The following is a 25,594-nucleotide window of genomic DNA, read 5'->3' on the forward strand; positions in this document are numbered from 1 at the left end:
CCCCTATCACGGGGGTCTTTTAGCATAGCGCGAATCCCCCTGCCCTTCCCATGAATGCAACAGAGCCTCATCATGTCTAGCATGACCACCCGCCAATCGTCCCATCCTGGTGAATACCGTTTCTTCGTGGCCCTAATTCCACCACCCGACGTGCAGGAGGCCGCCCTGCAGATCATCCAAGAGCTGGGCGATCGCTTCCAAACCAGCACCGCCAAAGCACCGCCCCATATCACCCTCTACCCGCCATTTTTATGGACAGATAGCGATCGCCTCCTAGAAACTCTCACAGCGATCGCCCAAACCCAAGCTCCCATTGACATCACGCTGTCTGGCTTTGCCGCCTTTCCCCCTCGGGTGCTCTACCTGCATGTTGAGCCAGCTCCTGGTCTCATGACCCTGCAAACAACCCTCAGCCAACAGCTTGAGCAGCGTTTAGGCATTGTTGATCCTGTTGAACAGCGGCGCGGCTTCACCCCTCACCTCACCGTCGCCTCTCGCAACGTCACCCGTTCCACCTTTCGCACCGCCTGGAGCGATCTCCAACCCCGTGAGTTTACAGCCAGCTTCAGGAGCGATCGCCTCTCGCTCCTGCGCCACAACCGTCGGTATTGGGAGGTTGTCGAGGATATCCCCCTCATCGCCTGAACTGGGAACGTTGGACAGGAACCCCCAATCTCACCAATGTAAAGTTTTCAAGACAAATTCAGTTTTGCTTGACATTTAATCCAACAAACAGTAACAATAGATACAGAAAGTAAATCGTTCATCTCCTGCGAATCGAAATTTAAGATACTTTAAGTTTAGAGAAAAGGAGACGGAAGTAAGGAGTAATCCTGAAGGAACGCGCCTCAAACCCAAACACTCGCATCAACTTGAGTAGGAGGCGAATCCATGAAACTCACATATCGCGGCACCACATACAACTACACCCCTCCGGCTGTTGAACTAGGCGACTCGACGTCAGTTGGCACCTACCGGGGTGTTGACATCCGATTCCGTAACCCTAAGAAAGTTTTCGTTCAGCAAACCACGCTGGATCTGAAATATCGCAACGCTGCCTACACGTCCACTCAGCCCGTGATGGATGCAGCGATCGCTCCTGAGGTTGAAGCGACTCCCGTTGCCCAAGTTATGGCAGCGGTAGCAGAACCCGTCAAAGCGGCTGTTCTAGACGTACAAGATCGGGCACGGGCTTTGATGATGGGTCATCACCGCACCATCAAGCAACGCCAGCAAGCCATGCTAACCCGCTTGGATGCTGAAGTCGGCGTACCTGTGGCTGAAGCTGCTAAGTATTGGAATCACGTGCAAGGCAAGGTTCATCCTTCCTTCCGGGCCAGCTACGACCGTAGCGGCGCAGCTCTGAGCTAGGCTAACTGGGTCTGACATCGGTGTGAATCCAGTCAGAGTGCCTTGAAACCCAGGTTAACAAGTCGGGTAGATGACCTCCTTCGGGAGAGCATCTGCCCGATTTTTGATGGGCCCTAATCTGGGACTCCCGTCCGCTCAATCTACCCTGAATCTATCGATAGGCCAGATCTTCTGTTAGTTGAACATCAATGATTTGGTCAGGAGCGATCGCCCTAGAACGCCGCGCCGTGATCGTGGATGACTGTCCCGTAACCCGAATATTTTGCCCATCCACGGATAAGGCCTGAACCACAAAGCGGCTACCCGACGATGACGATTCAAAACGCCCTAGAACTTGACTATCCACTGGCACCAGCACTTGCCCGGTGGTATCAATCACCGGTTGATTAACCAGGAGCACCTCTTGGCGAGGAACGGTCAAAGGTAAATCAAGCGATCGCTCCCCGGGATAGCGCAGGGTCAAAACCGTACCAGCCGGCAACCATACGGACGGACTGGCTGCCACAACCGTCGCTGGAGTTTCTGGCATGGCTGGGGCATCGGTGGGCAACGGTTGACCAAAGTCCACTGTATCGGCAGTACGGGAAGGTGCCGATGACGCAGGCGGCTCGACCATAACGGGTTCGACCACAACGGGCTGTGCTGCCACTGGATCTGTCGGGGCTTCCGGCTCCTCAGGATCCTCAACCCTATCCTCAGAGGCTTCTGTCTCTAACCTAGGCTCGATCACGGGCTCTAACGCCGGAGCCGGTTCCTGAACGGGAGCTGGTGAGGTAACTGGAGCTGGCGACGCTGGCGGTGGCACCATGACTTCAATGGCACCGGGCTCTAGCTCAGGTAGGGCACTGGCGCTGGGCAGACTCGACGAAGTCGTAGGGACAGGCGGCGGCGATGGGCTAGGAGAAGCAACTGGGCTAGAAGCAGTCGGCGATGGTACGGAGAATTCCACGTCGCCACGACTAGAGTCCACGGATACATCAGGGGGCGCTGCGGCCACCGGCGGCGTATTGCCCTCCAACAACGGTCGAATCACCCAGCGATCGCCCTCCACGGGCCGCAATTCCACCTGTCCTGGCGCAAAAACTACATCTGGCGCTAGTTCTATGACAATGCGGGCCATACCCGGCTGAAACTGACCGACCCGAATATGTCGCACCATGCCGCTATAGGACTGCTCCGTGGGCACATTGCCCACATCTGTGTCTGGTAGGTTAATGACAATTCGCGGTGGCTGGGCCAACAGGAAATAGTCTGGGCTCTGTCCATTGGGCACCGTGACCGTCAAACTACGGCTAGACGCATCAAATGACCATTGGGTAAGTTGGGCCGCTTGCAGCGGTGCAGCCCCCAGCATCATAGGCAAGCCCAGTGCCACGCTGCCTAGGGCCAATCGTGATGCCACGGTGATCAGAGCGATCGCCGTGGGTCGAAGATGAAACCGGACTGATTTTCCCATGGCTACCGTCCTACTGTGATTCCAGCCGTTATCATCCAGTGGCTACAGCCAAGCCATCGATCCGCCAAAAAACTCTCAAAAAACTCTACGAGCTAGAGATGAAGATGAAACGGACAATCTAGCTAGATTTAGGCACAGTATAGCAATTCTTGCCGAAGCGATCGCTACATCTAGAGTTATCCTAGGCTACGGTTAGGCTACGGTGGCAGATAGTCTTTGATAGTTCCCTAGGAGCATCGTTACGTCCTGTAACGTAGACCCTAGACACCTGATGAAATCAAGCCAGAGCCTAGCAAATCTCGATAGAATAGGATGCCGTCTTTCAGGATCCGGTCATGACTGCCTATCCATCTCATCAGTCTTTAGACGCGCTTCAAGCAGAAATTAACACTCTTCTCACCCAGCTTCCTGACCTTGACCATGGGGAGCTCATTCAGCGCGCCCTCATGACCCTAGTTCGTATGGCTGAGGTGGAAGCCGATCGCCTCGATTGGAAAATCTTAAACTCCTCGCTGCAAGACATGGAGCGAGCCTTTCGGGTGTTCTACCTGTATCGTCATGTGCGTAAAATCGCCATTTTTGGTTCGGCCCGCATGAGCCCGGAGACGGCGGAATACCAAATGGCGGCAGCCTTTGCCCACCAAATCACCCAGCAGGGCTTCATGGTGATGACGGGCGGCGGCGGCGGAATTATGCAGGCCGGCAACGAAGGCGCAACGGCGGCAAAGTCCTTTGGGCTGAATATTCAACTGCCCTTTGAGCAAACCTCCAATCCTTTTATTGAAGGTGATGCCAAGCTGATTAATTTCAAGTACTTTTTTACGCGCAAGCTATTTTTCCTGCGGGAAACCGATGCGGTTGCCCTTTTTCCAGGTGGATTTGGCACCCAGGATGAAGCCTTTGAATGTCTCACCCTGATGCAAACCGGAAAATCTCCCTTAATTCCCGTTGTCCTAGTCGATGAGCCAGGACGGGGCTACTGGAAAAGTTGGGATGCCCACATTCGAGAGCACCTACTGAAAACCAACCTGATTAGCCCCGATGATCTCAGCCTGTACACGATCACCGACAATATCGACGTGGCCTGTGACGTGATCATGAGCTTCTATCAGGTCTACCACTCCAGCCGCTACGTGAGCGATCGCTTAGTCATCCGCTTGAAGTCTGAGCTATCGGATGCGGCTCTTGAGGAACTAAATGAAACATTCCACGATATCTTAGTCCAAGGGCGGATTGAGAGAAGCCCGGCCGTGGTGTCGGAGCCCAACCCCGAACTAGACGGACTTCCCCGTTTGGTCATGCACTTCAATCAGCGAGATCTTGGACGGCTTTACCAACTCATTTGCGCTATTAATCGATTGGGTGCGCCCACCATCGCTGATGCACATCCTGAGAAAAAGTAGCGCCGCGATCTCTGCGAATGCATGAGCCATTCCCAACGACCTTACACAGGGTTGAGATACGACGTTGAGGTGCGTCCATCCGTGATGGGGCAGGCTCAACCTCTCAGGCGATCGCCAGATTTATGCCAACTGTTTTGAGCTGCTATGACCTATTGTCTTGGTATTGTGACGCGCTACGGATTGGTGCTAGCGGCCGACTCTCGCACCAATGCAGGAGTGGACTATATTTCCACCTACCAAAAGCTCTTTGACTTTTCGGTGCCCGGTCAACGGGTGATTATGCTGTGTACCGCCGGCAACCTGTCGATGACCCAGAGTGTTCTCTACTCCATCGAGCAGGACCTGAAAAGCGACGAACTAGAAAATCTCCATACGCTGCCGACGCTGTATGAAATTGCGCGCTATTTGGGTGACAAAATTCGCCAAGTGCAGGAGCGCGATCGCCCCTGGCTGGAAAAAGACGGCATTGATTTCCGCTGTAGCTTTTTGCTAGCAGGGCAAATTTTGGGCCATCGCCCCAGCCTCTATCTGGTGTATACCCAAGGGAATTTCATCGAAGCCACCCCCGAAACGCCCTTCTTGCAAATCGGCGAAACCAAGTATGGCAAGCCCATCCTAGACCGCACCATCACCTTTGAGACCCCTCTCGACGCGGTCGCCAAATGTGTCTTGCTGTCCATCGACTCCACCATGAAGTCCAACATCTCGGTGGGGCCACCCATTAACCTGATGATGTACGAGACCGACAGCTTTGTCGTCCAAAACCAGCTCAAACTAAGAGTGGGGGATCCCTATTTGGCAAAAATCCGTCGGCTATGGGAAGTGTCGGTACGGCAGGCCTTTGAGCAAATGCCCGATGTGGAATGGCAGCATTACCTCAACGAGGATGCCCACGAAGAGGTTTTTACGGACTAACCGTATCCCGGCGATCGCCCCACTGTCTCAATTCAAACTCGATTCAAACTCTATTCAGACTCTATTCAAACGACCTCCCGGTCAAGCTAGAAATAGCTCGACGGATCTCCGGCAAGGCTAAGAACACCTGAGTATCTTCGAGCAGGCGATCGCCCCATAGGTTGAGACGCAAGAAGTCTAGCTCTGCATAGCGTTGATCGAGGCGCAGGGCAGCTTCTCCCAATCGCAACCCTTCAACTTCTTGCCCTTGCTGATATAAGGCCACCGCGATCGCCAGTTGAGGTTCGGCTTGCTGGTCATCAATCTCCAACGTAGCCTGCCAATAATCAAGGGCTCCCTGCACATCACCCTGCTCATAGAGCACCAGGCCAATGTTATTCACGGCGGGCCAAAAGGTTTCATCGAGAGCGATCGCTTTTTCATACTCAGCGATCGCTTCTTCATAGCGCTCAGCCATGTAGTAGGCGTTGCCCAAGTCAAATAGGGCTCCCGGCACCTCTGGTTCAATGCTTAGCCCAGCCTGTAGATAGGTAATGGCTTGGCTGTATCGCTCTTGCTGGATATAGGCAGATCCTAGCGAAAACAAAATACCAGGATTGGCAGGCTCAATGGCTCGCGCCTGCTGTAGAGCATTGATACTGTTGTCGATGTCTTCTACTTGCCGGTACAGATTACCCAGCAGGGCCCACACCTGAGCATTATCAGGCACGAGTTGGGTGGCGAGTTGGGCGCGGGGCAAGGCCAGGTCATACTGCTGAAACTGAGCCAATTGGGCCGCTTCTTGTGCAAGACCTAGCCCTTGGTTTTCTAGATAGTCAGCATCCAAGGTCAAAATATGCGGTGCTAGGGCTTGGCCATGGGCCGGCAGCACCGCACCCCATAACCCCAGGGTCAACAGCATTGGAACAAGAGAGGAAATACGCTTTGGCACAGGTCTATTAAGCTACAGGACGAAAACAACGAGGAACAGCGGGTTAGAGCCCACAGGGTAGCGCCATCCATGGATGGGAGCGGCGATCGCTGACGATCGTTGACCAATCAGCCTGATGTTGAGACATCTGTCTTGAGCCACCGGCATATCAGCCCCTAACAGTTTAATCGCTACCAGAATCATCCTGACAGAAAAAATGGCGATCGACCAGCTATCCCCAACCTACAGAGTCGTCGATCGCTTGCTGATTGTTTCCCACCTGGCATCTTAGCCCTCGCAGCGGGCGGCTTGCTCCTGCACTCGCTGCTGTAGCCAGTCGGGAATGCCTAGGGTAGCCTCTGCATAGAGCTGTTCAAACTCTCGCTGAAAATGGGCTGCCACCGTTGGATTGTCGATGACCAGCAAATTTTCATCGTTGCTTTCATTGGCCGTGAGAGACCAGTTTTGGGATCCGGTCACCACGATGCGATCGTCAACCAAGCCAAATTTATGGTGCAGCACATCACCATCGGCCAAGAGCGGTATCCCCACTGTGGTGAGCGGCGATGCCCAGGGACGGTTCCCCTCTCCATAGCGGCATTGCTGGTTAGGTAGCGCCAGCCCCAGCAGATCTAGCCCTTCGCTATAGTCGCGATACATAAAGCCTGGATCGATCAAGACGCGGATCTGAACACCTTGGCGATGTTGGGGTTCCAGGAGATTGCTCAGATTTTGGTCGGAAAAGACGAAGAGGGCCATGTCGATCGAACGCTGAGCTGTACTCAACGTGCGTCCAATCAACCCATTCACACTACGACTCCAGTCTTGAGACGACGATGTGGGGGAAAACTGTACCGTCACCTGGCTGCTGCCAACGGTCACTGTCTGGGGCGATCGCAGCGGTTTTTGTAGACCAAAGCGGCTATCGGGCTGCCCGCCGGGCCCATCGCCCCACATCAGGTCAAACTCTTCGGTATACAAACGCGCCAAGTCAGGGCTGGCGATCGCCACCAGATGATTCACATTACCCCGACTGTCGGGATTGAACGAGTCGCCATGGGTGCCGCTGGTGGTGAAGTTTGCCGATCCTGACACCACAAGTTGTCGATCCACCACCACAAACTTGTGGTGCATTAAGCTGCTGCCCTTGGATCCATCCGCCGTGTCGTCGATCCAGGGAATTTGCGCCGCTTGGATCATGACAAGGGCATCCCGTTCCAGAGCTTCAGCCTCAGAGACGCGACCATCGCTATCCAAATCAGCTAGGGCCAAAAACTCCTGGTACTTACCGCGATCGCGACTATCGAGCGCTTGCACCTCCGCTGACGAGAGGTCACTCCAAGGACGACTGTAGCTATTTTCCAACACCACCCGCACCTGCACCCCCGCCCGCTGCCGCTCCACCAAGGCTTGGGCCACCCCCGGCAGACGCAGTTCTTGAATGGCCACATCTACTGTGGACTGAGCAGAAGCGATCGCCTCTATCAACACCTGTTCTAGGTCATCCCCCAAGCGCAGTTGCTGGCGATAGGGGTCGGTGTAGGATGCGGCTTGGGAATAGTTGAAATACACCTGAATATTCGGATCTTGAGGTAAGGGCTCAAGGAGCGGCAGGGACTCGGACGACGACTCTGGATTGAGACCTGGGGACAGTTGCCATCGGGCTAAACCAATGACCACAACCAGCGCTAGGCTAGCCAACAGCCCTAGACGAATCCACTTCGATAATGACCTGTTAGATGATGCTTTAGATGATGAGCGATGCACGGCTGATGAGGGAGGGTAAAGGACTGGGGAGGAGCTAGGCGCGGAGACTCGCCATGGATCAACAGGCCAGGAGGCTGCCCAAGATCGATGCCCCTAGAGCATCCCTAGCGTGACCTAGACGATCCAGCGATCGCATCCGAGGAATCTAGGAACCTGGCCAAGACTGTTTTGTCCAGGAACTGCTATCTAGACCCTTCGCCCTACTCCAGCCCTAGCTGAACGCTGGCGGAGCGCTACCAACGGGAGCAATGTTGCTATGATGCTCATAGCGGTCAAGCGCACTAAGAAATCTCGCCCCTACCAGCGATCGGGTTGAGAGGATATCAAATGCTGGAGATGCAGGAACGGTTAGCCAAGCGCGATGCAAATTTACCTAGACTACAGTGCAACCACGCCCACCCGCCCAGAAGCGATCGCCCGTATGCAGCAGGTGTTCGCGGAAGAATGGGGTAATCCGTCTAGTTTGCACCAGTGGGGCAATCGATCGGCGACCGTCTTAGAACAGGCTCGGGTGCAGGTGGCTGAGCTGCTAAATGCCGTACCCGATGCCATAGCCTTTACCTCCGGCGGCACGGAGTCTAACAATATGGTGATCATGGGCGTGGCCCGCCACTATGCCACCCCTCGCCATATGATCATCTCCAGCGTCGAGCATTCTGCCATCAGCGAACCGGTGCGGCTGTTGGAGCAATGGGGTTGGCGAGTGACGCGCCTGCCGGTGAATGCCCAAGGACGGGTGAATGGGCTTGATCTACAAGCTGCCCTGCGATCCGATACGGTGCTGGTGTCGATCATCTACGGACAGAGTGAAGTGGGCACGCTGCAGCCCATTGAAGAGATCGGCAAGATTGTGCAGCGCCATGGGGCCCTGTTCCACACCGACGCTGTCCAAGTAGCCGGCCGCTTGCCCATCGATGTGCGATCGCTGCCTGTCGATCTCCTCTCTCTTTCTAGCCACAAACTCTACGGCCCTCAAGGCGTGGGCGCGCTCTATGTGCGGACGGGCGTTGATCTTGTGCCGCTGTTGGGTGGGGGTGGGCAAGAGTCGCAGCGGCGATCGGGTACCCAGGCCGTAGCGGCGATCGCTGGCTTTGGGGTGGCTGCCCACCTAGCCCGCGAGGAAATGGCTAGCGAAACACCACGGTTGATTCAACTACGCGATCGCTTGTTTGACTATTTAGCCGACGTACCGCACCTCGCTCCCACGGGCGATCGCCTGCACCGCCTACCCCACCACGTCAGCTTCTACCTACCCCAAACCGATGGCGATACGCTGACGGGTAAAACCCTGGTGCGGCAGATGAACTATGCCGGAATTGGCATCAGTGCTGGCTCGGCTTGTCATAGCGGTCAACTGTCTCCCAGCCCCATTCTGACGGCCATGGGCTACAGCGATCGCCATGCCAAAAGCGGCATTCGCCTTACCCTAGGCCGATTAACCACCGAAGCCGATGTGGATTGGACGGCGCTGGTGCTGCGACAACTGCTCTACCGCCTAGCCCCCACCCCCGCCTTATCCGGCTGCTAATCTGCCTCACCACGAACGTTCGAACGTCTACCAGGGTTTCTGATGCCTTCACCCCTGGGATGCTAGCCGTAGCACCTAGAACAACACAGACGAAACACCCAAGGACATGTTGGCTGTCTGATAGGCATTGCGACCCTTAGCCTTAGCTTCATACAGGGCGCGGTCGGCGACGGTAATCAGCGCTGTCGCTCCGTGGGTATCGGAGGGCACGAGGCTGGAAATGCCCAAACTCATGGTAATGATGGGAGCTGTGTTGGAATAGTCGTGACGAATATGCAGGTTGGCGATCGCCTTCTGAATGGTTTGGGCGATATGCACCGCTCCTTCCCAGTCCGAATTGGGTAGAATTACGGCAAATTCTTCGCCACCATAGCGAGCTGCCAAGTCGGCCGGTCGGCGAATGCTTTGGGTAATTGCCTGGGCAATTTGCTTGAGGCAGTCATCTCCGGCTTGATGGCCGTAGTGATCGTTGTAAAGCTTGAAGTGATCCACATCGCACAAGATCAGCGATAGGGGCTGCTGTTCCCGTCGCGATCGCCGCCATTCCTGATCTAAGTATTCATCAAAGCGCCGCCGATTGGCTAATTGGGTCAATCCATCGAGGGAGACAAGACGCTGCAGTTCTAAATTCGCCCGTCGCAGCGCTTCTTCTGCCTGCTTTTGCTGAATTAAGGTGCCCAACTGTAGCGCAACGGCGCTCACCACATCCAGCAGGCGTTGATCTAAGGCGCGATCAATCACGCTGTAAAATGCCAGCACGGCTAGGGAGCGATCGTGGAGCACCACCGGCACTGCAAACGCGGTTTTCAAATTTGCCTGATGGGCCGCAACACAGCGCACACAAGGCAATAAATCATGGCGATCAAGGCTGCTTTGCCATGCAGGCTGCTGGGTTTGCCAGACCCGCCCCACTAGCCCTTCTCCCTGTTGATACTGGGTATGCAAACTACAGTATTGAAACTGGTTCATGTCTTGGGAGTCTAAGAGCAGATAGGGCTGGCGTAGGGTGAGAGCGTCTTCGGTGTCCCATTGCATCCAGGCTTCTCCATAGTCCCAGCCGATGGCATCACAGACCTCTTGCAAGATGGCCCGCAGGGCCATGTCAATATCTGCGGCTTGGTTAGCTGCCTGAATGGTGGACAACAGGAGGCGGGTCTCAAGTTGCGATCGCTCCAACTGCCGGTTGCGCTCTAGCAAAAGCTGCTGCTGCCGCTGAATCGTCAACTGCGCCTTGACGCGGGACAACACTTCCTGTTCTTGAAAGGGCTTGGTGATGTAGTCCACGGCACCCAGATCAAAGGCCTGCACCTTGTTTTGGGTGTGATCGAGGGCGCTGATGAAAATAACCGGGATATCCAGAGTCTTGGGATGGGCTTTGAGCTGGCGGCAGACCTCATAGCCATCCATCTCAGGCATGTTGATATCCAACAAGACTAAGTCTGGCGGTTCGATTTGAGATGCATGTAGCGCCATTCGCCCGCTAATACTCCGGCGAACTCGATACCCTTGCGATTCCAGCATCTTGGACAGCAGACGCAAATTTTCTGGGGTATCATCCACAATCAGAATATCGCTCGATGGCAGGGCCAAGGATGATTGAGCCATTCAGCCCTCCAAAAAACCAGTAAGGTTAACGATCGCTTCTAGCTGAAAATTATCAATTAGGTACGTCAGAGATACAGCCAAGTCCGACGATTGAGAAGGAATTTCAGCCACGAGATCGTATAGTTTTGCTTCATCGATAATAATTGCTGCTTCTCGTAGTTTAACCTGCCAGTCTCGGGGCATACAGCGCAAATCCTCGGAGTTTAGGGGGCGAATAGTACCCACATTTAGAGAATCAATCGCATCTGCGTAGATGTACTCTAAGTTCAGATGCTTGCCAATGCGCTGTAGCAGCACGTCGGATTGAAAGGGCTTGCTGAGAAAGTCGTCACATCCCGCCTCGAAGCTGGCTTTGCGGTCGTTGTGAAAGGCACTGGCCGAGAGTACTAGAATGACCGATCGCCTCTCAGTTCCTTCGGCTTGGCGAATGGCGCGCGTGGCTTCTAGACCATCCATGCCAGGCATTTGCAGATCCATGAGCACCAAATCGGGCTGACATTGAACCCAGAGGGCGATCGCTGCTTCGCCATTCACAGCCTCCCACACTTGAAATCCAACGCTCTCCAAGAGCTTCACCAGCAATAGACGGCTTTCCGCCACGTCTTCTGCTACTAAAATACGCACAGGCTGGTGGTGTGGTTTCAGTGCTATCACGGATTGTGCTAACGGCTCTAGCTGTTCGTCAACATCATGGGCCAAGCCGAGGGGCACCACACAGGTAAAGGTCGATCCTTGGCCAATCTGGCTTTGCACCGATAGTTCTCCTCCCATCATGCGGGCAAACTGGCGACTAATCGACAGCCCTAGACCGCTACCTTCCGTAAATTGGCGGGTGCGCTCAGTTTGTTGAAAAGCATCAAAAATAGACTGTAGATCCTGGGGATGGATACCGGGCCCGGTATCGGTCACACAAAACTGTAGCCACACATGGCCGATCATGGTGCCAAGGGATGGCGCAGTTAAAACATGGGAGACATGAAGCGATACCCGACCCCGCTCCGTAAATTTCACAGCATTCCCCAGCAAGTTAATTAAGATCTGCCGCAGTTTACCCTGATCGCCATAGACTAATTGAGGAACATCTGGTTCCCACTGCACCGATAGAGCTAAGCCTTGGCGCTTGGTCTTGAGGGCAAACATTTCTTCCGTGGAGCGGAGGGTGCGATGCAGATCAAAACTGACGTCATGCAGCTCAACTTGCCCCGCCTCAATTTTTGACATTTCTAGAACGTCATTAATGAGCGCCAGCAAATGTTCACCACTGCGGCCAATGATGCCCAAATGCTCTTGATGCTCAAGCGACAGGGAGCGATCGCCCGACATCAGTTGGGTAAAGCCCAAAATAGCGTTCAATGGCGTGCGCAGTTCATGGCTCATTTTGGCCAAAAACTGACTTTTGGCTCGATTGGCCTGCTCCGCCTGCTCCGTCAGCTTCTGCATGGCGCTGTGGGAAAATTCCAGCGCCGCCAGCATCAGGGTATTGCGCAGTTGTCGTGCCGCTTCTAAATCCAAGGGTTGCCAGGGCAGAGAGCGATCGCGCACCACTTCCTTCCAGCGTTCAAAAGACCCCCGAGGTGACAAACGCAGCACCTGTTGGTCATCCAAGTGGGTGGGGTGTTCATGGGGATTGCCAGCCCAATGCACCGTTTGCACCTGCTCTTGGCGAAACCAAATCAGGTGGTAGGCGGTGTGTTTGAGGACAATGGAAATAGATAAAATACCGGCAGCTATGTCTTTAAACCGGATGGCCTCTGGATAGAGTTGCACCAAGCGATCGCTGCAAAAAATATCATCTTCCTGCTGGCGAATCCAGGCCAGTAATGCCAGCGTATCGGGTTTGTCGGGGGTTTCTCCAACCTGATGCAGACGTTGATTGAGCCATAGGGCAGCTCCCTGGGCCTGCACCAACCTCAAAATATCCGTTTGATAATGCTGGAACATGGCGGCGATCGCCACGGGATTGGGCGATAGGTGCAGTTGCAATTGCCGCTGAATCTCTTGAATTTTGGCTTGGTGGGCCACAAAGTCCCGTTCCTGCTGCCGCACAAACTCCACCGAGAGGAATTGCCCCAACAGTTCACAGGCGCGGCGGGTTTCGTAGTTGACCCATTTGGGGGCATCGTGATGGCAGACAATCAGTCCCCAGAGCCGCTGCTCGTTGATCAACGAAATGCTAAAGGAAGCAGCAACCCCCATGTTTTTGAGGTATTGCAGATGCCCAGACGACACACTGCGCAGCGTGGCACGGCTGAGATCTAGCGGTTCCTGAGTGTGGGGATGGCATTCGGGAATTAGACGCGCTGGCTGATAGGTAGCATCGGGAATCAACCGTAGCCAATGGTCATAGTAAAACCGGCGGGCCTGGCTAGGAATATCGGAGGCGGGGTAGTGCAGCCCTAGGTAGGTTTCTAGGTCAGGGCGTCTCGCTTCAGCAATGACCACACCGCTTTGATCCATCTCAAAACGGTAGACCATCACTCGGGCAAAGCCGCTCAGACGGTGAACCTCCTGGGCAATACCTTGGGCCAACTGGTCAAGCGTATGGGCGTAGCGCACCGAGGCGATCGCCTGTTTGAACTGCTGATAAAACTCGATGGAGCTGCGATGAATGGAGGTTTGCTGAGGTTCTAGCTCTAGAATAATGCGATCGCCTACCCGGTGCAGCGTGCCTTGAAACCGTCGCTGTCCCTTGGGAGCCGTGCGCACCACCACCAAAAAAGGATTGACCAACTCTAGCGGTTCCTGGGTCAACCATTGAGCGATCGCCGATGTTTGTCGAGCAGACATCAGGCATGTGAGATGACGCCCAAGGGCAGCATCTGGTGTCAACCCCAAAAGGTCTTCGATATTATCGCTCACCTGCTGAATGATGAGACCAGGCTCCAAAACCAGCAAAACACCGTGAGGTTGGATACAGCCGGGACGATGCAGGGGTTCATGGTCACAATCAGCCGGATCAAGCGACGAGGGACGATGGATAGAATAATCCACAGAATCTATTTCTGACACAAACGATAGAACAACGTCTCGCCTATGAGAACCAGGATTAACGGTTAGACGTAAGCCTGAGTCAATTCACTAATCAGGTCAAACCGAAACTGATGAGTTAATGCGGCGAGGGGGGTGGCAAGGCAAGAAGCGGTGACGGGGATCTGACCAATTAAGGCATAAATGGCGCGGTGGTCGCAGCGGAGAGCAGCTTGGTGCAGTTGATGGATCCAGTCCCTAGGCATGGCGGAGAGTGCCTCTGGATCAAGAGTCAAGAGAGCCATTCGGCCTGGATGACCGTGGCTAACGTCTTTATCATCTCCATCGTATAGGCTGACGATGCCCAAAAGTTCCGTAATTTTACTAAAGAGGCGATCGTGGGCGAGGGGTGGATTCAGAACAGCTACGGTTTCAGGATACAGGGATGTCTGGGTATCTATGTCTGAAGGATGGCCAGGATCGCTTGTGAATACCTGCAGCACCTTGGGCAGCGAGGCATGTGGGTCAGCCAAGAGGTAGGACTGAATAATTTGGGCGGATAGCTCGGGAACCTCGCCCAAAACAACTAAGTGGGGCTGCCAATGGCGAATTTGCTGAAGACAGGAGGGGCGATCGTTGGCCATCTGCACCTGAAATCCTGCTTCCGATAGCCATTGGCTGAGCAGCAGCCGTCGCACTTGCGATGCCTCCACAACACCTACCCGATAGGTGGATAGCTCTGGTGAAAACTGCGCTGGATGATCGACGCTCTCGGTGGTTTCTGTCACCTGACGCACCGGCACCGTCAGGCAAAAGGTGCTGCCTTGGCCCGGCTGACTTTCCACCGTCAACATGCCGCCCATCACCGTAGCTAGACGACGACTAAGGGCTAGCCCCACCCCAGTGCCATTGGGCATGAGACCATTTTGGGGAATCTGCGTAAACATCTCGAAAATTATGTCAAGCGACTCGGCTGGAATCCCGGCTCCTGTATCGATGATGTCAATGGCCAGCATAACCATTCCCGAGTCATTCTGGGTCGGCAAGGGTTCCCGAGATGGCATATCTTGCAGCCGGGCCCGTAGGGTAATGTGTCCTTGCGCGGTAAACTTCAGGGCGTTGTCCATTAGATTCGTGAGAATCTGCCGCAGTTTTTGGTGATCTACATAGATATAGTCGGGAAGATTGGCAGCTTGCTCTAAGCTGATGGCTAGATTTTTTTGGGTGGCTTGGAGCTGAAACGAGGCCTGCAGCGATCGCAACAGAGTTGATAAACTCACCGCTCGTTCAATGCGGGGCATATCTCCCGAGGTGGTGCGGGCCATGTCTAGAATATTGTCGATTAGCCCTAGCAGATGTTCGCTGCTCTGGATCATGATGTCGAGGTAGTCTTGATGCTCATCACAGACCCATTCATCATGGCGCATCACCTGGGCAAAGCCCAAGATGGCATTCAGCGGCGTGCGCAGTTCATGGCTCATATTCGACAAGAAGGCGCTCTTGGCCTGGTTAGCTGCTTCCGCTTGGTTTTTGGAATACTGCAGCTCCAGCTCAATTTGCTTGCGATCGCTAATGTCCACCGAATGGCAAATGACGCCCTTTACCTCCCCTTCCAAGTCTACAAAGGGGCTGAGGGTGGTCTGATACCAAGCCTGGGAGCCATCCATATAGGTAATCAGTTCATCAGGAATTTGCTTCGGCTGGCGCGATCGAATCACCTCCCGATTGTTCGATAACCATTGCTCATACTGATCTTCTTGAGGGACAGGCACCAGGTCAAGCTCCTGCTTACCCACCAAGACATCGGGCGTGGTGCCATGGATCGCCGCCGCCGCGCGATTCACCTCTAGAAACCGTCCTGATTCGTCCTTGACCGCCACCAAGCTGGGCATACAATCAAGCAACTGCCGTAGGAAGACCTTTTGCGCCTCGGTCTCCCGCTCCACCTGCCGCTGCTGGGTAATATCTCGAATGATAAACAGCACCTGGTCAGCGCCACAGGGCACCACCCGCACCTCCTCATAGCGCACCTCTCCCTGGAGCTCCACCTCCTGTTCATACATGTGCAGTTGCCCTGTGGCTAAAACTTGCTCAATGCAAGCCAACTTTTGTGTGAGGAGCTTGGCTGAAAGGGGCGTTGATAGGCGTTGACCAACGGGTTTTTGATCTTGGGGCCAGAGGTCAATATGCTGGTTAGTGGGAATGTAGTCGAGGTAGATACCATCCCGATTTACCCGAAACATGAGATCCGGAATGGCCCGCAGGATGGCTTGATTGGTAATATCGCGCTGCTGGTACGTCGCTGTGGCTTGCTCCACTTCTTCCTGCACAAGCAGCGGCAGACGCTCAGCTAAATGATTCATAGCCTGGGCGATCGCCCCTAGGCCCAGGGAAGGCACCATTCGATAGTCAAACTGCCCCCGTGCCAAGGCCCGCAGCCCCGCCGTCACCGGACGTAAAGGCTGCACCCAGCACCATCCCAGCATTCCCGCCGTGAGCGTCAGCCCCAGGGTAAACAGGGCCGTCACTGGAGCGATCGCCCCAACCCATGCCTGATGGTGAACCAGGTACCCTACGGTATAAATGCTGAATATGGCTTGCCCCAAGAAAAGGATCAACCAGATGGTAATTGGAGCAAGGATCGGGGATGAGCGGTTTAGACGCATGGTTGACCAAAGCCTTTCAGCCTAAAGCACAATAGTTGCCGGTATCGGGGCATTGAGACCCAGCCTCTTCAGCGTAATTGCTAAATGTACGGAGGTTTCTAATACACAACAGGTTACAAAATACTGACTACACAGTCCATGCGGTAGACTTCGCATCCCAATCATCATGGAATGCAGGAGTTGCCCTTACTCAACACCATGGGTCTAGTGATTAGCATACCCAAACCAGTAAAATAAATCGGCCGGGCTATCCCATGGATATCGAAGGTTAGTCGTTGAACGATCGATGAACAAGGGGGTTCGACGATCGCGACTTAGATGAAGACAATACTTAGATGGTGACAACTCACCCCCAATGCCCCAGGGAGAATCACCGATTTGGTATAGTGGCGATCGCAACAGAGAGGACTATGGATTATCGTAATGCAGGGGTTGATGTAGAAGCTGGGCGGGCCTTCGTGCAAACGATCCGAGGGCTAGTAGACAGCACCCGTCGCCCGGAGGTGCTGGGGCAATTGGGCGGCTTCAGCGGATTGTTTGAGCTATCGGGACAGTACCAAAACCCCGTGCTGGTTTCGGGTACCGATGGGGTGGGTACCAAGCTGAAGTTGGCGCATCAGTGCGATCGCCACGATACCGTGGGCATTGATCTAGTCGCCATGTGCGTGAATGACGTGCTCACCTGCGGCGCAGAACCGCTGTTCTTTTTAGACTACCTAGCCACGGGGCACCTGAACTCCGATCAGTTGACCCAAGTCGTTGCCGGCATTGCCGCGGGCTGTCGGCAGGCGGGCTGCGCCCTCTTGGGGGGCGAAACGGCGGAAATGCCTGGCTTTTATGATGCCGGGGAATATGACCTAGCGGGTTTCTGTGTAGGTATTGTGGACAAGTCCCGGATTCTGGATGGCCGTCAGGTGCAGGTGGGCGATCGGGCGATCGCCTTGGCCAGCAGTGGTGTCCATAGCAATGGCTTTAGCTTAGTGCGCAAAATTTTAGAGGTCTCGAATACAGCCCTCAGCGATCGCCCTCTTGGCCTAGAGAGCCCTATAGGCGACCTCCTGCTGACCCCCACCCAGCTCTACGTCAAACCCGTCCTAGCTGCCCAGAAAGCCGGTCTGGAGATTCACGGCATGGCCCACATCACCGGCGGCGGCCTACCAGAAAATCTGCCCCGGGCCCTGAATGGGGGACAAGCGATCGCCCTCCAGCCCCACAGTTGGCCCATTCCCCCGATTTTTGAATGGATTGAGCGCACCGGCTCCGTTCCCCACACCGACATGTTGAACACCTTCAATATGGGAGTTGGCTTTGTGGTGTTGGTGCCTCCCGCCGTGGAAGCCGCAGCGATCGCCCACTTCCAAGCGCACAACCTACCGGCCTGGAGCATCGGGGAGGTGATCGAAGGCGCTGGGGACGTTGTGTGGACAGCCGACTGGTAGCGGTTGACCCACCTACCCCTGCCCCAAAAACTGCACATAGGGCAAAAACTGCTCCCCCAACGCCGCCCCACTCGCCACCAAGGTGGGGTAGGGGTGGCGGCTGTAGTTGTGTCCAACTTTTAGGGGAAACGGCGATTGGCGATCGAGGGGGATCCAGTTCGCTCCAGCAGCCTGAGCGATCGCCCACACTGCCGCAATGTCCCAGATTTTTGGCGTAGCCTCCACACCGCCCAGGGCCGTCCCCGTCGCCACCGTCAGCACATTGTAGGTGGCCACGCCCAACATGCGAATTTTGCAGGGAAACGGCGACTTCAGCACCGCTGTACTGCGGGCGCAGAGGTTGAAAAACTGATTGTTCGACGGTTCCGCCCCACTGGTGTGGATAGAACGATGGTTGAGAAAGGCACCCTGGGGCATCTTTAACCCCGAGTCTCCTGGCCAAAAGCCATGAAACGCTTGGGCAATGGGCGGTAGATACACATAGCCAAAGACCGGAGTGCCGCGATAGAGCAAGCCTAGGGAAATCCCCCAGAGGGGTACACCTCGGGTGAAATTGGTGGTGCCGTCAATTGGATCAATAATCCAACACCAGTCATTTTCAGGGAAAAAATGCTCCGCCTCTTCACTCAAAACGCCGTGGCTAGGAAACTCCTGAGCGATCGCCTGCCGCAACACCTCATCAGCCCAGCGATCGGATTGGGTGACTAAACTACCATCAGCCTTTTCCGTTGCCTGAGCACGGCCAAAATCTTCCAGCAACGTGCGGCCAACGCGAGTGGTGGTGCGATCGGCAAACTCTAGCACAGTGGGCCAAAAATCCATCAACAAACCTCCCGATAACTATCGCCTATGCCCAACAAGCAAGCAACTAGGCGTCTTCCAGCATACCGCTGCGAGACTCAGCAATCTGTCAACCATTGCTCATGATCACAGCCACCGCCCGCAAGCCGCGCTAGGCTAAAGCCAAGCTCCGCTCGCAACCATCATCATCCCGACCATCATCCCGACCACAATACTCTGACCGCAGGCAATCGATCGCGGGGCAGCACCCTGCGCCGACAGCAATCCATGGGTTGAGCGAAACGTTGTAGCTCCATCATCATGACCCACCGAGAGCGATCGCCTCCCCTCGTCTCTCCATAGCCAGCCTGCAGGCAGAAGACGATAGACGATAGGTGGCATATATAGTAAGTAGGGGCTAGAATCATCGCTGCTCCTCCACCCTCATTTCCGTCTAGGATGGTGGCACCTATCTGGATAGCCGACCGTTGGTGATACAGCCGTACCTTGTGTTTCATTCACTATGACCGACTTGGCACAGAAAACTGAAGCCCAGAAAATCATTGACCTGATTACCTGCTATAGCTTTGACCTAGGGGCCCAATCCGCAGAGCGGGCCGTGGCGGAATGGTTGAGTCGCTATTCACTCGTGTGGGTGCGGTTAGCGATTATTGAAGCTCTCTACCAAGGACGCTATAAAGCCGTTTCTGTTCAACAAATCTTGATGCTCTGGGAGCGCCGTGATGCGCCTATTTATCACTTCACCAGCGAGTTTGCTCGGATTGTAGCCAGTCCGGTACCGCGCAACCTCAATGCAGCAGAGCATCCAGAAGCAGAAGACAGCGATCGCCCCCCCAGTGACCCCACGTCCGAGGACTTGACTCTGCGGGCCAAACTGCAAAGCCTGCGATCGCAGCCCGCTCAGCGCCATAAGCAACCGGCACCAGCCAACCTAGAGCCAGTCCAGGGCCCTACGCCCACCTCGATGACCAGCGCTGCCCCAGCGATCCTAGACAGCAGTCCGGAAGCAACCAGCCCAGAGCCAAGCTACGCGCCTCCATCTGTTCCCGAACCATCCTCCCCAGCCCACCCAACAGAGCTGATCCATCCCATCCAGCAGTTTACGCCCACCTCCGGCACAACGCCGTTCTATACAAGGCTTCAGGCTGTGGCTACCAGCGATCGCTCCTCCCTGATCTCAACCGAAGAAGAGCTGGATCGATCGACCCTACTCATTCCCGACAGCGACGACTAGCTCTGCGGTACCTACCTGTACATCGATGGCCGGTAACCGATTGATAGCCGACCGTTAGGCACTAGGCTTTGCGCCACCCATGCGGATTTCGGAACAGAAGGAGCCAAACTGGGTGCCATCCTGCTGCTTAATCACACTGGTGCGAAAACGCAGACTCGGGCTTTCAAACCAGACCCGCTCGGTGGTGGTGGTGGCGGCGGTTTCGGTGGTTAGCGTCAGGGCGTCATCGGCACCTAGGCTATAGTGGCTGAGGGTTTCCAGCGCTATGGAATCATGATGGTGGCGCAGCAGTTGCCCGGTGCGGGATTGGGCATCAGGGGCGATCGCCACCCATAGGGTAGAGCCGTTGTGGCTTTGGGTTTGACCATCCAGCTTGCCTTCCCAGCGAATCTGGACGCCAATCAGCGCCGTCGCTACATCAACGCCATGCTGCTGGCATAGATCCACCACTGCCCCATCAGTGACCGGGATGACCTCCACCCACAGATCAGATTGTCCAGTAATCGATTGGTTGCCATTAATATCGTGGCTGGTGCGTTGGGAAAACCATTTGCCAACACTTTGTTGAAAAAATTCGGTGATATCCATCGAGGGGCGATCGCTGAAATTTTGACCTTTTCTATTTTACGGGATTAGGGCCAACCCCTCTCACCTGGTCTGCCTGAAACGCTGCCCCTAAAATCCTCGCCATAGATATTCCGTGAGTTGCTGCCCCACCCGCCGCTCTTCGGTGGGGTCAGTCGGTTGCCGCCAGCGCAGAGATTGGTAGAGCAGATGACGGTAGAGATCAAAGGTGGCTTCAATCAAGTCGCTGTAGGTCACCGCCGCCGCGATCGCCCAATAGTAATAGGTCAACAATGCCGCCAGAATGCCCAGGGGCAGGGCCCACCAAGCGCCCACCAGCACCCAGCCGATAAACAGCACACTCCATAACCAAAACCGGGCCGCTGCATCGAGGTCAGCGCGGGCGGTTTGTAAATCTTGCTTGACGCCATCGGGCAACATCAGCCACAGCCGCGACCAGCAAATGACCGCGTCTAGCCCATATTTTTCCAGAGATTTTTGCTCCGCCGCCCGCAGAATATTACCCAAGCGGGTTGGCATGAGCTGGTTGCTCAGGGGCATATGGTGTTGCTGCCAGTCGAGGAAAATCCATTCCTCCCGTTGCTCCACCGGCAGTTGATCGGGACTGTATTGGGCTAGCTCCTGCCAGCGATCGCCTACCCGTTGACTGCGCTCAGCCTGGCGGGCCAGACACCAGTGCCGCAAGGGCCGTAGCCAAGGATGCCAATAGCCTTCTAGGGCCCGCAATGCCGGTAGATCAAAGCGTTGCACCACCACCGATGAGGCCGCAATCAAACAGAGGGCCGCAATCACAATGGCAATTTGCAAAAACTCAGGCTGTTGGCCAAACCAATCTATCGGCGCTTGCCAGCCAAAGCGTTGGAAGAGAGCGATCGCCCCTCCGGCCCAGAAGATAAACGCGGGGGTGAGCAGAGTCGCTGCCCATTGTTCGGCGAGTTTTCCACCTAGACTATCTAAAAATTTTGCTGACACCGTTACTCCTCCAGCCAACTAAAGAGCTGGCCGACAGTGAGAAGTACAGGCTCGGCAAAGGTGGGAACGGGGAGGCGATCGCCGGGTTCTTCAAAGGCGGAAATGGTGCGATCGCCCCCATACACAAACACCAGTTTTTCGTCAGGGTCAATCAGCCAGCCCATTTGAGTGCCGTGGGACAAACAGTGGAGGATGTTGCGAACCACGTTGGTTTGGCCTTGATCAGGGGAGAGAATTTTGATCGTCCAGTCAGGGGCAAGGGCAAAGATATTCGACACGTCGCCATTCGGATCGCGAGGAATCCGTTCCCAGGTAAACACCGTGACATCCGGGACGATGGAGCGATCGCCGAAGGTACAGCGCAGTTCAGGATAAGCACGGGCAATATGTTGGGGTTTTAGAATGCTATTGATGGCTGGCACAAGATCGCCTTGAATTGTGCTGTGTTTTCCTTGAGGCATGGGTTTCTGGATGATTTTCCCGTCCATGAATTCGCTGGCGGGTTTGGTTTCCGGCAGCGTCAGGAATTCAGCTAGGGTGATAGGCTTGGCGGAGGTTTGAACCATTGCCGTCGGGGTGAAATAGGAATGGGCTTATTGTACCGTTCTGGTCAGGAGATTAGTTCAAGAGGAATCTGGTGGGTGGGACAGAGGGGGGTCGGACGCCCCACGCGATCGCGCGACCATGTATGGTCACACAGAGGACATTTGAATTGACGATAAGAAACAGACGATATATCTCCAGGCAGGTTGGTGCTGCCTTTGGCACCTTTTTCACGAGCTAGGCTGGGCTGAAACTGGGTGCTCCAGGCTTGGGTAGCTTTGTGGTCTGTTAATAAATCCCAGATTTGATCGGCGATCGTATCTTCACTGCCATGGGTTTGTATCTGTTGAAGCAGTTGATCTAGAAGCTCTTGAACGTGAGCAGCCGTCTGAGGCTCTAGTAGATCAGAGAGATGGGGACGGATAGCAAGGGCTGTTTCTAGAACAACTAGGTTATCAATATCACTCATAGGGTACTCAAATGGGTGGGGAAAAATCGTTACACGCCAGTGTAGCTGAAGGCTGACCAGTGGTAGGGATGGGAATAGTCATACTTGAGCGATCGCTTCAATTCTTTGTGACTATCAAGGTCTGGTATGAAGGTTCGGCAATGGTCAACAATATCGGTGGGAGAGGCATCCCGCAACCATTGCTGGGCATGACGCAGGGCTATGGCGGGTGACATAGTCTGATTCTGCCAGAGGGTATAAAAGCGACTCAGTAAGATCATGGTGCTGAGGTCGGAGACCGACCAGAGGGAGGCGACCACGCCAGCAACCCCAGCCTGGAGCAACCCTGTCGGTAGACTAATGGCTTCGTCGGCATTTTCGATGCCGGAGAGTCCGGTTTCGCAGGCGGAGAGGATGGCGAGGCGAAGACCGCCCTGATCGCCCAAGTTCAGCGCAAAAATATCCCGCAGCGTGAGGAGGCCATCACTCATCACCAGGCCGCTGTTGAGCGGGTCGTTGAGGTTGGCAGTGCCGTGGCAGGAGAAGTGGGCGATCGCCATCTTCGAGAGTTGCGATCGCACCCCTTCCACCGTTGCTGCTCCGTGTCTAAGAACGGTGTTTTTGGGGAAACTGGCGATCGCCGCATTCACCTCCCGTTCGGAGTTAGGCAGGTCTTGAGTGGGATTGTCGATCGCCAAGATGGAATCTGCCCCGGTGCGCTGGTCAATGGCTTGGGCGGCGCTCAGGGATTTGGCGTTGGGGGCGTAGGTGAAGTGGATATCATCGAGGGCGTAGCGGCGACCCGTGGGGGTGCTGGGGTCTTCTATCCAGACGGCATGGAGCGGGAGGAAGCTGAGAAGTCCAGTGGGGATGAGGGTGGCTTGATCGCAACTCATTTTTTTAAGTTGGTGGACAAGCTGCCCCATGAAAAGATTCCAGAGTTGGCGAGTGGTGCGATCAATTTCTTCGCACCAGGCTGAGAAGTTGGCTTTGCTGATTATTCATCAATGCTGCCCAATCAATGGGCATCGACTCCCGCGTCATAACCTGCAACGACTGCTCATAGGCATTGATCGCCTCCTCAATGTTTTGCGCTCGGTCGCCTTGGATGCGGTTACGGTGAGCGTTTGCCAAATTCATCATTGATCCTGCCCAATCAACGGGCATTGCCTCTCGCGTCATAACCTGCAGCGACTGCTCATGGGCCGCAATCGCATCTTCGATGTTTTGGGCTCGGTCGCCTCGGATGCGGTCAGCATAAGCAAGTGCCAGATTATTCATTGATGCTGCCCACTTGATGGGCATCGACTCTCGCGTCCTCACCTGCAACGACTGCCCATAGACATTGATCGCCTCCTCAATATTTTGCGCTCGGTCGCCTTGGATGCGGGAATAGTAAGCGGCTGCCAGATTATTCATTGATGTTGCCCATTCCACAGGCATCGCCTCCCGTGTTATCACCTGCAACGACTCCTGGTACGCATTGATCGCCTCCTCAATATTCTCTACGCGATCGCCTCGGATACGTTCAGCGTAAGCGTTTGCCAGATTCATCATCGATATTGCCCAATCGACGGGCATTGCCTCCCGCGTTCTCACCTGCAACGACTGCCCATAGGCATTGATCGCCTCCTCAATATTTTGCGCTCGGTTACCCTGGATGCGGTTACGGTGAGCGTTTGCTAGATTATTCATTGATTCTGCCCAATCGATAGGCATCGTCTCCCGCGTTCTCACCTGCAACAACTGCTGATAGGCCGCGATGCCCAACTCCAGATTGAGCCAGCGTATTCCCAAGGGAAACTGATTAATCAAATTGCCAAATTCTTCTAAAACCGCCGCTATGGAGATACGCTGCTCTGTATCCCCCTCCAATAGTTGAGCAGCGACAGTGGGTAAGACTGCTAGTAGATCTGCATTGAACTGTGTCTGCTGCTGTCCCCATAGAGGATAGATCTGCTGTGGATCAAAATGCTTATCCACAATCAGTAGCAACGTCTCTAGCAAAAACTGGCGGACGGCTTCTGTCTCTTGTTGAGAGCTTATCTCCAATCCCAATGACGGTGCCAACTGTGCTGCAAAGTCATGCAGCCGTTGGGCTTTGCCACTTCCCTGACTCTCCAAATATGTCGCAACTTGCTCCATGGCTTCCAGTAGCCCCGCATCGAGCAGGTCTGAATGGGCTTGCAACAGTTCACCCTCTTGCCCTTGAGGACAGTTCAACAGTTGCTCAATCAACGCCACATAGGCCTGCGATCGCTGCTCATCCATCCTGGGTTCCCCAAAGTTGCTGCTGGTTGCTTCTACATTCTCTATTCATCCCTTTTCGGGGGCTTTTCTCTGCATCCTGGCACATTTCAGAAATCCGACGTTTTGAAAAGTCGGACTTCTCAGGAAAACTCTGGGGTGGAGCGATCGGGGTCAGGGATAATAGCCATATCTCTAATCGGGTGATTCGCAGCAATGCCAACACTTTTAAGACAAGATGGATTTGAGATTCGGATGTACTTTAACGACCACGATTCACCGCATGTCCATGCATTTAAGGCAGGTGGGCAGGCAAAGGTTGAACTTGGTAGACTGGGAATAATTCCTAGTCTCTTGCTAGTTCAGGGAATGAGCGAAAAAGATACGAAAAAGGCGATCGCAATCGTAACGGAGCACCAAGCAGAACTCTTAGCAAAATGGGAGGAATTCTATGGTTGAACCCAGCGTAGACAATTCAGCTTTCCAGCAACAGTTTGAACGGGCGCAATCGGCAGCCAGTCAAGCCAATCGCACCGAACCCAGAGCCATTTCTGCGGCCTATGATTCAGCCTTAGGTCTGGTGACCATTCAATTGCAAAGTGGGGCGATTTTTAGCTTTCCAGCGGCGATCGCCCAAGGCTTAGCGGGAGCCGAGCCAGACGCCTTAGCCCAAGTGGAAGTAACCCCCATGGGAGATGGGTTGCATTGGCCAACCCTAGATGCCGATTTCAGCGTGA

22 protein-coding genes and 1 riboswitch are annotated in these 25,594 nt (G+C 54.7%); of the genes, 8 read left to right on the top strand and 14 right to left on the bottom strand.

The window, feature by feature from the left end:
* Positions 1–72 precede the first annotated feature (72 nt).
* Positions 73–645 carry a 2'-5' RNA ligase family protein gene (locus tag JUJ53_RS23935; protein WP_204154575.1) on the top strand — a complete coding sequence of 191 codons (573 nt, stop codon included), beginning with the start codon at positions 73–75 and terminating at the stop codon, positions 643–645.
* A 113-nt stretch (positions 646–758) separates the two neighbouring features.
* Positions 759–848: riboswitch (Glutamine riboswitch) on the top strand.
* A gap of 43 nt (positions 849–891) precedes the next feature.
* Complete coding sequence (locus JUJ53_RS23940) at positions 892–1,371, top strand: DUF4278 domain-containing protein (RefSeq protein ID WP_204154576.1); 480 nt, start codon at positions 892–894, stop codon at positions 1,369–1,371.
* A 151-nt stretch (positions 1,372–1,522) separates the two neighbouring features.
* On the opposite strand, the gene JUJ53_RS23945 is transcribed toward JUJ53_RS23940, so the two are convergent.
* Positions 1,523–2,827: an AMIN domain-containing protein gene (locus tag JUJ53_RS23945; RefSeq protein WP_204154577.1), complete on the bottom strand. Its 1,305-nt coding sequence runs from the start codon at positions 2,825–2,827 to the stop codon at positions 1,523–1,525.
* Positions 2,828–3,162: 335 nt separating this feature from the next.
* Between JUJ53_RS23945 and JUJ53_RS23950 the strand changes: the two genes are divergently transcribed.
* Positions 3,163–4,230: an LOG family protein gene (locus tag JUJ53_RS23950; protein ID WP_204154578.1), complete on the top strand. Its 1,068-nt coding sequence runs from the start codon at positions 3,163–3,165 to the stop codon at positions 4,228–4,230.
* Positions 4,231–4,374: 144 nt separating this feature from the next.
* Positions 4,375–5,145 (top strand): proteasome-type protease, encoded by a 771-nt coding sequence (locus JUJ53_RS23955; protein ID WP_204154579.1) that lies wholly within the window; start codon positions 4,375–4,377, stop codon positions 5,143–5,145.
* Between the two features lie 61 nt (positions 5,146–5,206).
* Here the strand turns inward: JUJ53_RS23955 and JUJ53_RS23960 are convergent, their stop codons facing one another.
* The gene (locus tag JUJ53_RS23960) at positions 5,207–6,076 is read right to left on the bottom strand and encodes a tetratricopeptide repeat protein (RefSeq protein ID WP_204154580.1); all 870 of its coding nucleotides are present in this window, start codon (positions 6,074–6,076) and stop codon (positions 5,207–5,209) included.
* A gap of 267 nt (positions 6,077–6,343) precedes the next feature.
* A complete protein-coding gene (locus JUJ53_RS23965) occupies positions 6,344–7,756 on the bottom strand; it encodes a phospholipase D-like domain-containing protein (protein ID WP_239125329.1) in 1,413 nt (470 codons plus the stop codon).
* A 427-nt stretch (positions 7,757–8,183) separates the two neighbouring features.
* On the opposite strand from JUJ53_RS23965, the gene JUJ53_RS23970 reads away from it, so the two are divergent.
* Positions 8,184–9,350 carry a cysteine desulfurase family protein gene (locus JUJ53_RS23970; protein ID WP_204154581.1) on the top strand — a complete coding sequence of 389 codons (1,167 nt, stop codon included), beginning with the start codon at positions 8,184–8,186 and terminating at the stop codon, positions 9,348–9,350.
* Between the two features lie 75 nt (positions 9,351–9,425).
* Here JUJ53_RS23970 and JUJ53_RS24900 read toward each other — a convergent pair whose 3' ends face one another.
* From JUJ53_RS24900 to JUJ53_RS23990, 3 genes are all read right to left on the bottom strand, one after another.
* Positions 9,426–10,955, bottom strand: coding sequence for a diguanylate cyclase (locus tag JUJ53_RS24900; RefSeq protein ID WP_239125330.1), 1,530 nt, complete (start codon positions 10,953–10,955; stop codon positions 9,426–9,428).
* Positions 10,956–13,946 (bottom strand): ATP-binding protein, encoded by a 2,991-nt coding sequence (locus JUJ53_RS25655; protein WP_204154582.1) that lies wholly within the window; start codon positions 13,944–13,946, stop codon positions 10,956–10,958.
* Between the two features lie 62 nt (positions 13,947–14,008).
* Positions 14,009–16,528, bottom strand: a complete 2,520-nt coding sequence (locus JUJ53_RS23990; RefSeq protein WP_204154583.1) for an ATP-binding protein — start codon at positions 16,526–16,528, stop codon at positions 14,009–14,011.
* 470 nt (positions 16,529–16,998) lie between these two features.
* Between JUJ53_RS23990 and purM the strand changes: the two genes are divergently transcribed.
* On the top strand, positions 16,999–18,027 hold the full coding sequence (gene purM / locus JUJ53_RS23995; protein WP_204154584.1) for a phosphoribosylformylglycinamidine cyclo-ligase: 1,029 nt from the start codon (positions 16,999–17,001) through the stop codon (positions 18,025–18,027).
* 12 nt (positions 18,028–18,039) lie between these two features.
* Here purM and JUJ53_RS24000 read toward each other — a convergent pair whose 3' ends face one another.
* A complete protein-coding gene (locus JUJ53_RS24000) occupies positions 18,040–18,852 on the bottom strand; it encodes an inositol monophosphatase family protein (RefSeq protein ID WP_343328026.1) in 813 nt (270 codons plus the stop codon).
* 132 nt (positions 18,853–18,984) lie between these two features.
* The gene (locus JUJ53_RS24005) at positions 18,985–19,209 is read right to left on the bottom strand and encodes a hypothetical protein (RefSeq protein WP_204154586.1); all 225 of its coding nucleotides are present in this window, start codon (positions 19,207–19,209) and stop codon (positions 18,985–18,987) included.
* A gap of 121 nt (positions 19,210–19,330) precedes the next feature.
* Between JUJ53_RS24005 and JUJ53_RS24010 the strand changes: the two genes are divergently transcribed.
* On the top strand, positions 19,331–20,062 hold the full coding sequence (locus JUJ53_RS24010; protein WP_204154587.1) for a hypothetical protein: 732 nt from the start codon (positions 19,331–19,333) through the stop codon (positions 20,060–20,062).
* Positions 20,063–20,116: 54 nt separating this feature from the next.
* On the opposite strand, the gene JUJ53_RS24015 is transcribed toward JUJ53_RS24010, so the two are convergent.
* The 6 genes from JUJ53_RS24015 to JUJ53_RS24040 all read right to left on the bottom strand — a co-directional run bounded on the left by JUJ53_RS24015 (position 20,117) and on the right by JUJ53_RS24040 (position 24,881).
* The gene (locus JUJ53_RS24015) at positions 20,117–20,650 is read right to left on the bottom strand and encodes a phycobiliprotein lyase (protein WP_204154588.1); all 534 of its coding nucleotides are present in this window, start codon (positions 20,648–20,650) and stop codon (positions 20,117–20,119) included.
* An 87-nt stretch (positions 20,651–20,737) separates the two neighbouring features.
* Positions 20,738–21,619, bottom strand: coding sequence for a hypothetical protein (locus JUJ53_RS24020; protein ID WP_204154589.1), 882 nt, complete (start codon positions 21,617–21,619; stop codon positions 20,738–20,740).
* Between the two features lie 2 nt (positions 21,620–21,621).
* The gene (locus tag JUJ53_RS24025; protein WP_204154590.1) at positions 21,622–22,185 is read right to left on the bottom strand and encodes a Uma2 family endonuclease; all 564 of its coding nucleotides are present in this window, start codon (positions 22,183–22,185) and stop codon (positions 21,622–21,624) included.
* 44 nt (positions 22,186–22,229) lie between these two features.
* Positions 22,230–22,631 carry a hypothetical protein gene (locus JUJ53_RS24030; RefSeq protein ID WP_204154591.1) on the bottom strand — a complete coding sequence of 134 codons (402 nt, stop codon included), beginning with the start codon at positions 22,629–22,631 and terminating at the stop codon, positions 22,230–22,232.
* A gap of 29 nt (positions 22,632–22,660) precedes the next feature.
* Positions 22,661–23,611, bottom strand: a complete 951-nt coding sequence (locus JUJ53_RS24035; protein ID WP_343328027.1) for a CHAT domain-containing protein — start codon at positions 23,609–23,611, stop codon at positions 22,661–22,663.
* Positions 23,568–24,881, bottom strand: a complete 1,314-nt coding sequence (locus JUJ53_RS24040) for a tetratricopeptide repeat protein (RefSeq protein WP_204154593.1) — start codon at positions 24,879–24,881, stop codon at positions 23,568–23,570. Before JUJ53_RS24040 ends, JUJ53_RS24035 begins: the two co-directional genes overlap by 44 nt.
* Positions 24,882–25,308: 427 nt before the next feature.
* Here JUJ53_RS24040 and JUJ53_RS24050 point away from each other — a divergent pair.
* The coding region (locus JUJ53_RS24050; protein WP_204154595.1) for a DUF2442 domain-containing protein at positions 25,309–25,594 on the top strand (286 nt) is incomplete at its 3' end.

This window comes from Leptolyngbya sp. CCY15150, from assembly GCF_016888135.1.
Classification (GTDB): Bacteria; Cyanobacteriota; Cyanobacteriia; order RECH01; family RECH01; genus RECH01.

Bases quoted from the DNA above. Each gene is read 5' to 3' on its own strand.
- JUJ53_RS23970 (WP_204154581.1), top strand. From the start codon at position 8,184: ATGCAAATTTACCTAGACTACAGTGCAACCACGCCCACCCGCCCAGAA.
- JUJ53_RS23945 (WP_204154577.1), bottom strand. From the start codon at position 2,827: ATGGGAAAATCAGTCCGGTTTCATCTTCGACCCACGGCGATCGCTCTG.
- JUJ53_RS24005 (WP_204154586.1), bottom strand. From the start codon at position 19,209: ATGCCACCTATCGTCTATCGTCTTCTGCCTGCAGGCTGGCTATGGAGA.
- JUJ53_RS24900 (WP_239125330.1), bottom strand. From the start codon at position 10,955: ATGGCTCAATCATCCTTGGCCCTGCCATCGAGCGATATTCTGATTGTG.
- JUJ53_RS23955 (WP_204154579.1), top strand. From the start codon at position 4,375: ATGACCTATTGTCTTGGTATTGTGACGCGCTACGGATTGGTGCTAGCG.
- JUJ53_RS23935 (WP_204154575.1), top strand. From the start codon at position 73: ATGTCTAGCATGACCACCCGCCAATCGTCCCATCCTGGTGAATACCGT.
- JUJ53_RS23950 (WP_204154578.1), top strand. From the start codon at position 3,163: ATGACTGCCTATCCATCTCATCAGTCTTTAGACGCGCTTCAAGCAGAA.
- JUJ53_RS24040 (WP_204154593.1), bottom strand. From the start codon at position 24,881: ATGGATGAGCAGCGATCGCAGGCCTATGTGGCGTTGATTGAGCAACTG.
- JUJ53_RS23940 (WP_204154576.1), top strand. From the start codon at position 892: ATGAAACTCACATATCGCGGCACCACATACAACTACACCCCTCCGGCT.
- JUJ53_RS24015 (WP_204154588.1), bottom strand. From the start codon at position 20,650: ATGGATATCACCGAATTTTTTCAACAAAGTGTTGGCAAATGGTTTTCC.
- purM (WP_204154584.1), top strand. From the start codon at position 16,999: ATGGATTATCGTAATGCAGGGGTTGATGTAGAAGCTGGGCGGGCCTTC.
- JUJ53_RS24025 (WP_204154590.1), bottom strand. From the start codon at position 22,185: ATGGTTCAAACCTCCGCCAAGCCTATCACCCTAGCTGAATTCCTGACG.
- JUJ53_RS24030 (WP_204154591.1), bottom strand. From the start codon at position 22,631: ATGAGTGATATTGATAACCTAGTTGTTCTAGAAACAGCCCTTGCTATC.
- JUJ53_RS24010 (WP_204154587.1), top strand. From the start codon at position 19,331: ATGACCGACTTGGCACAGAAAACTGAAGCCCAGAAAATCATTGACCTG.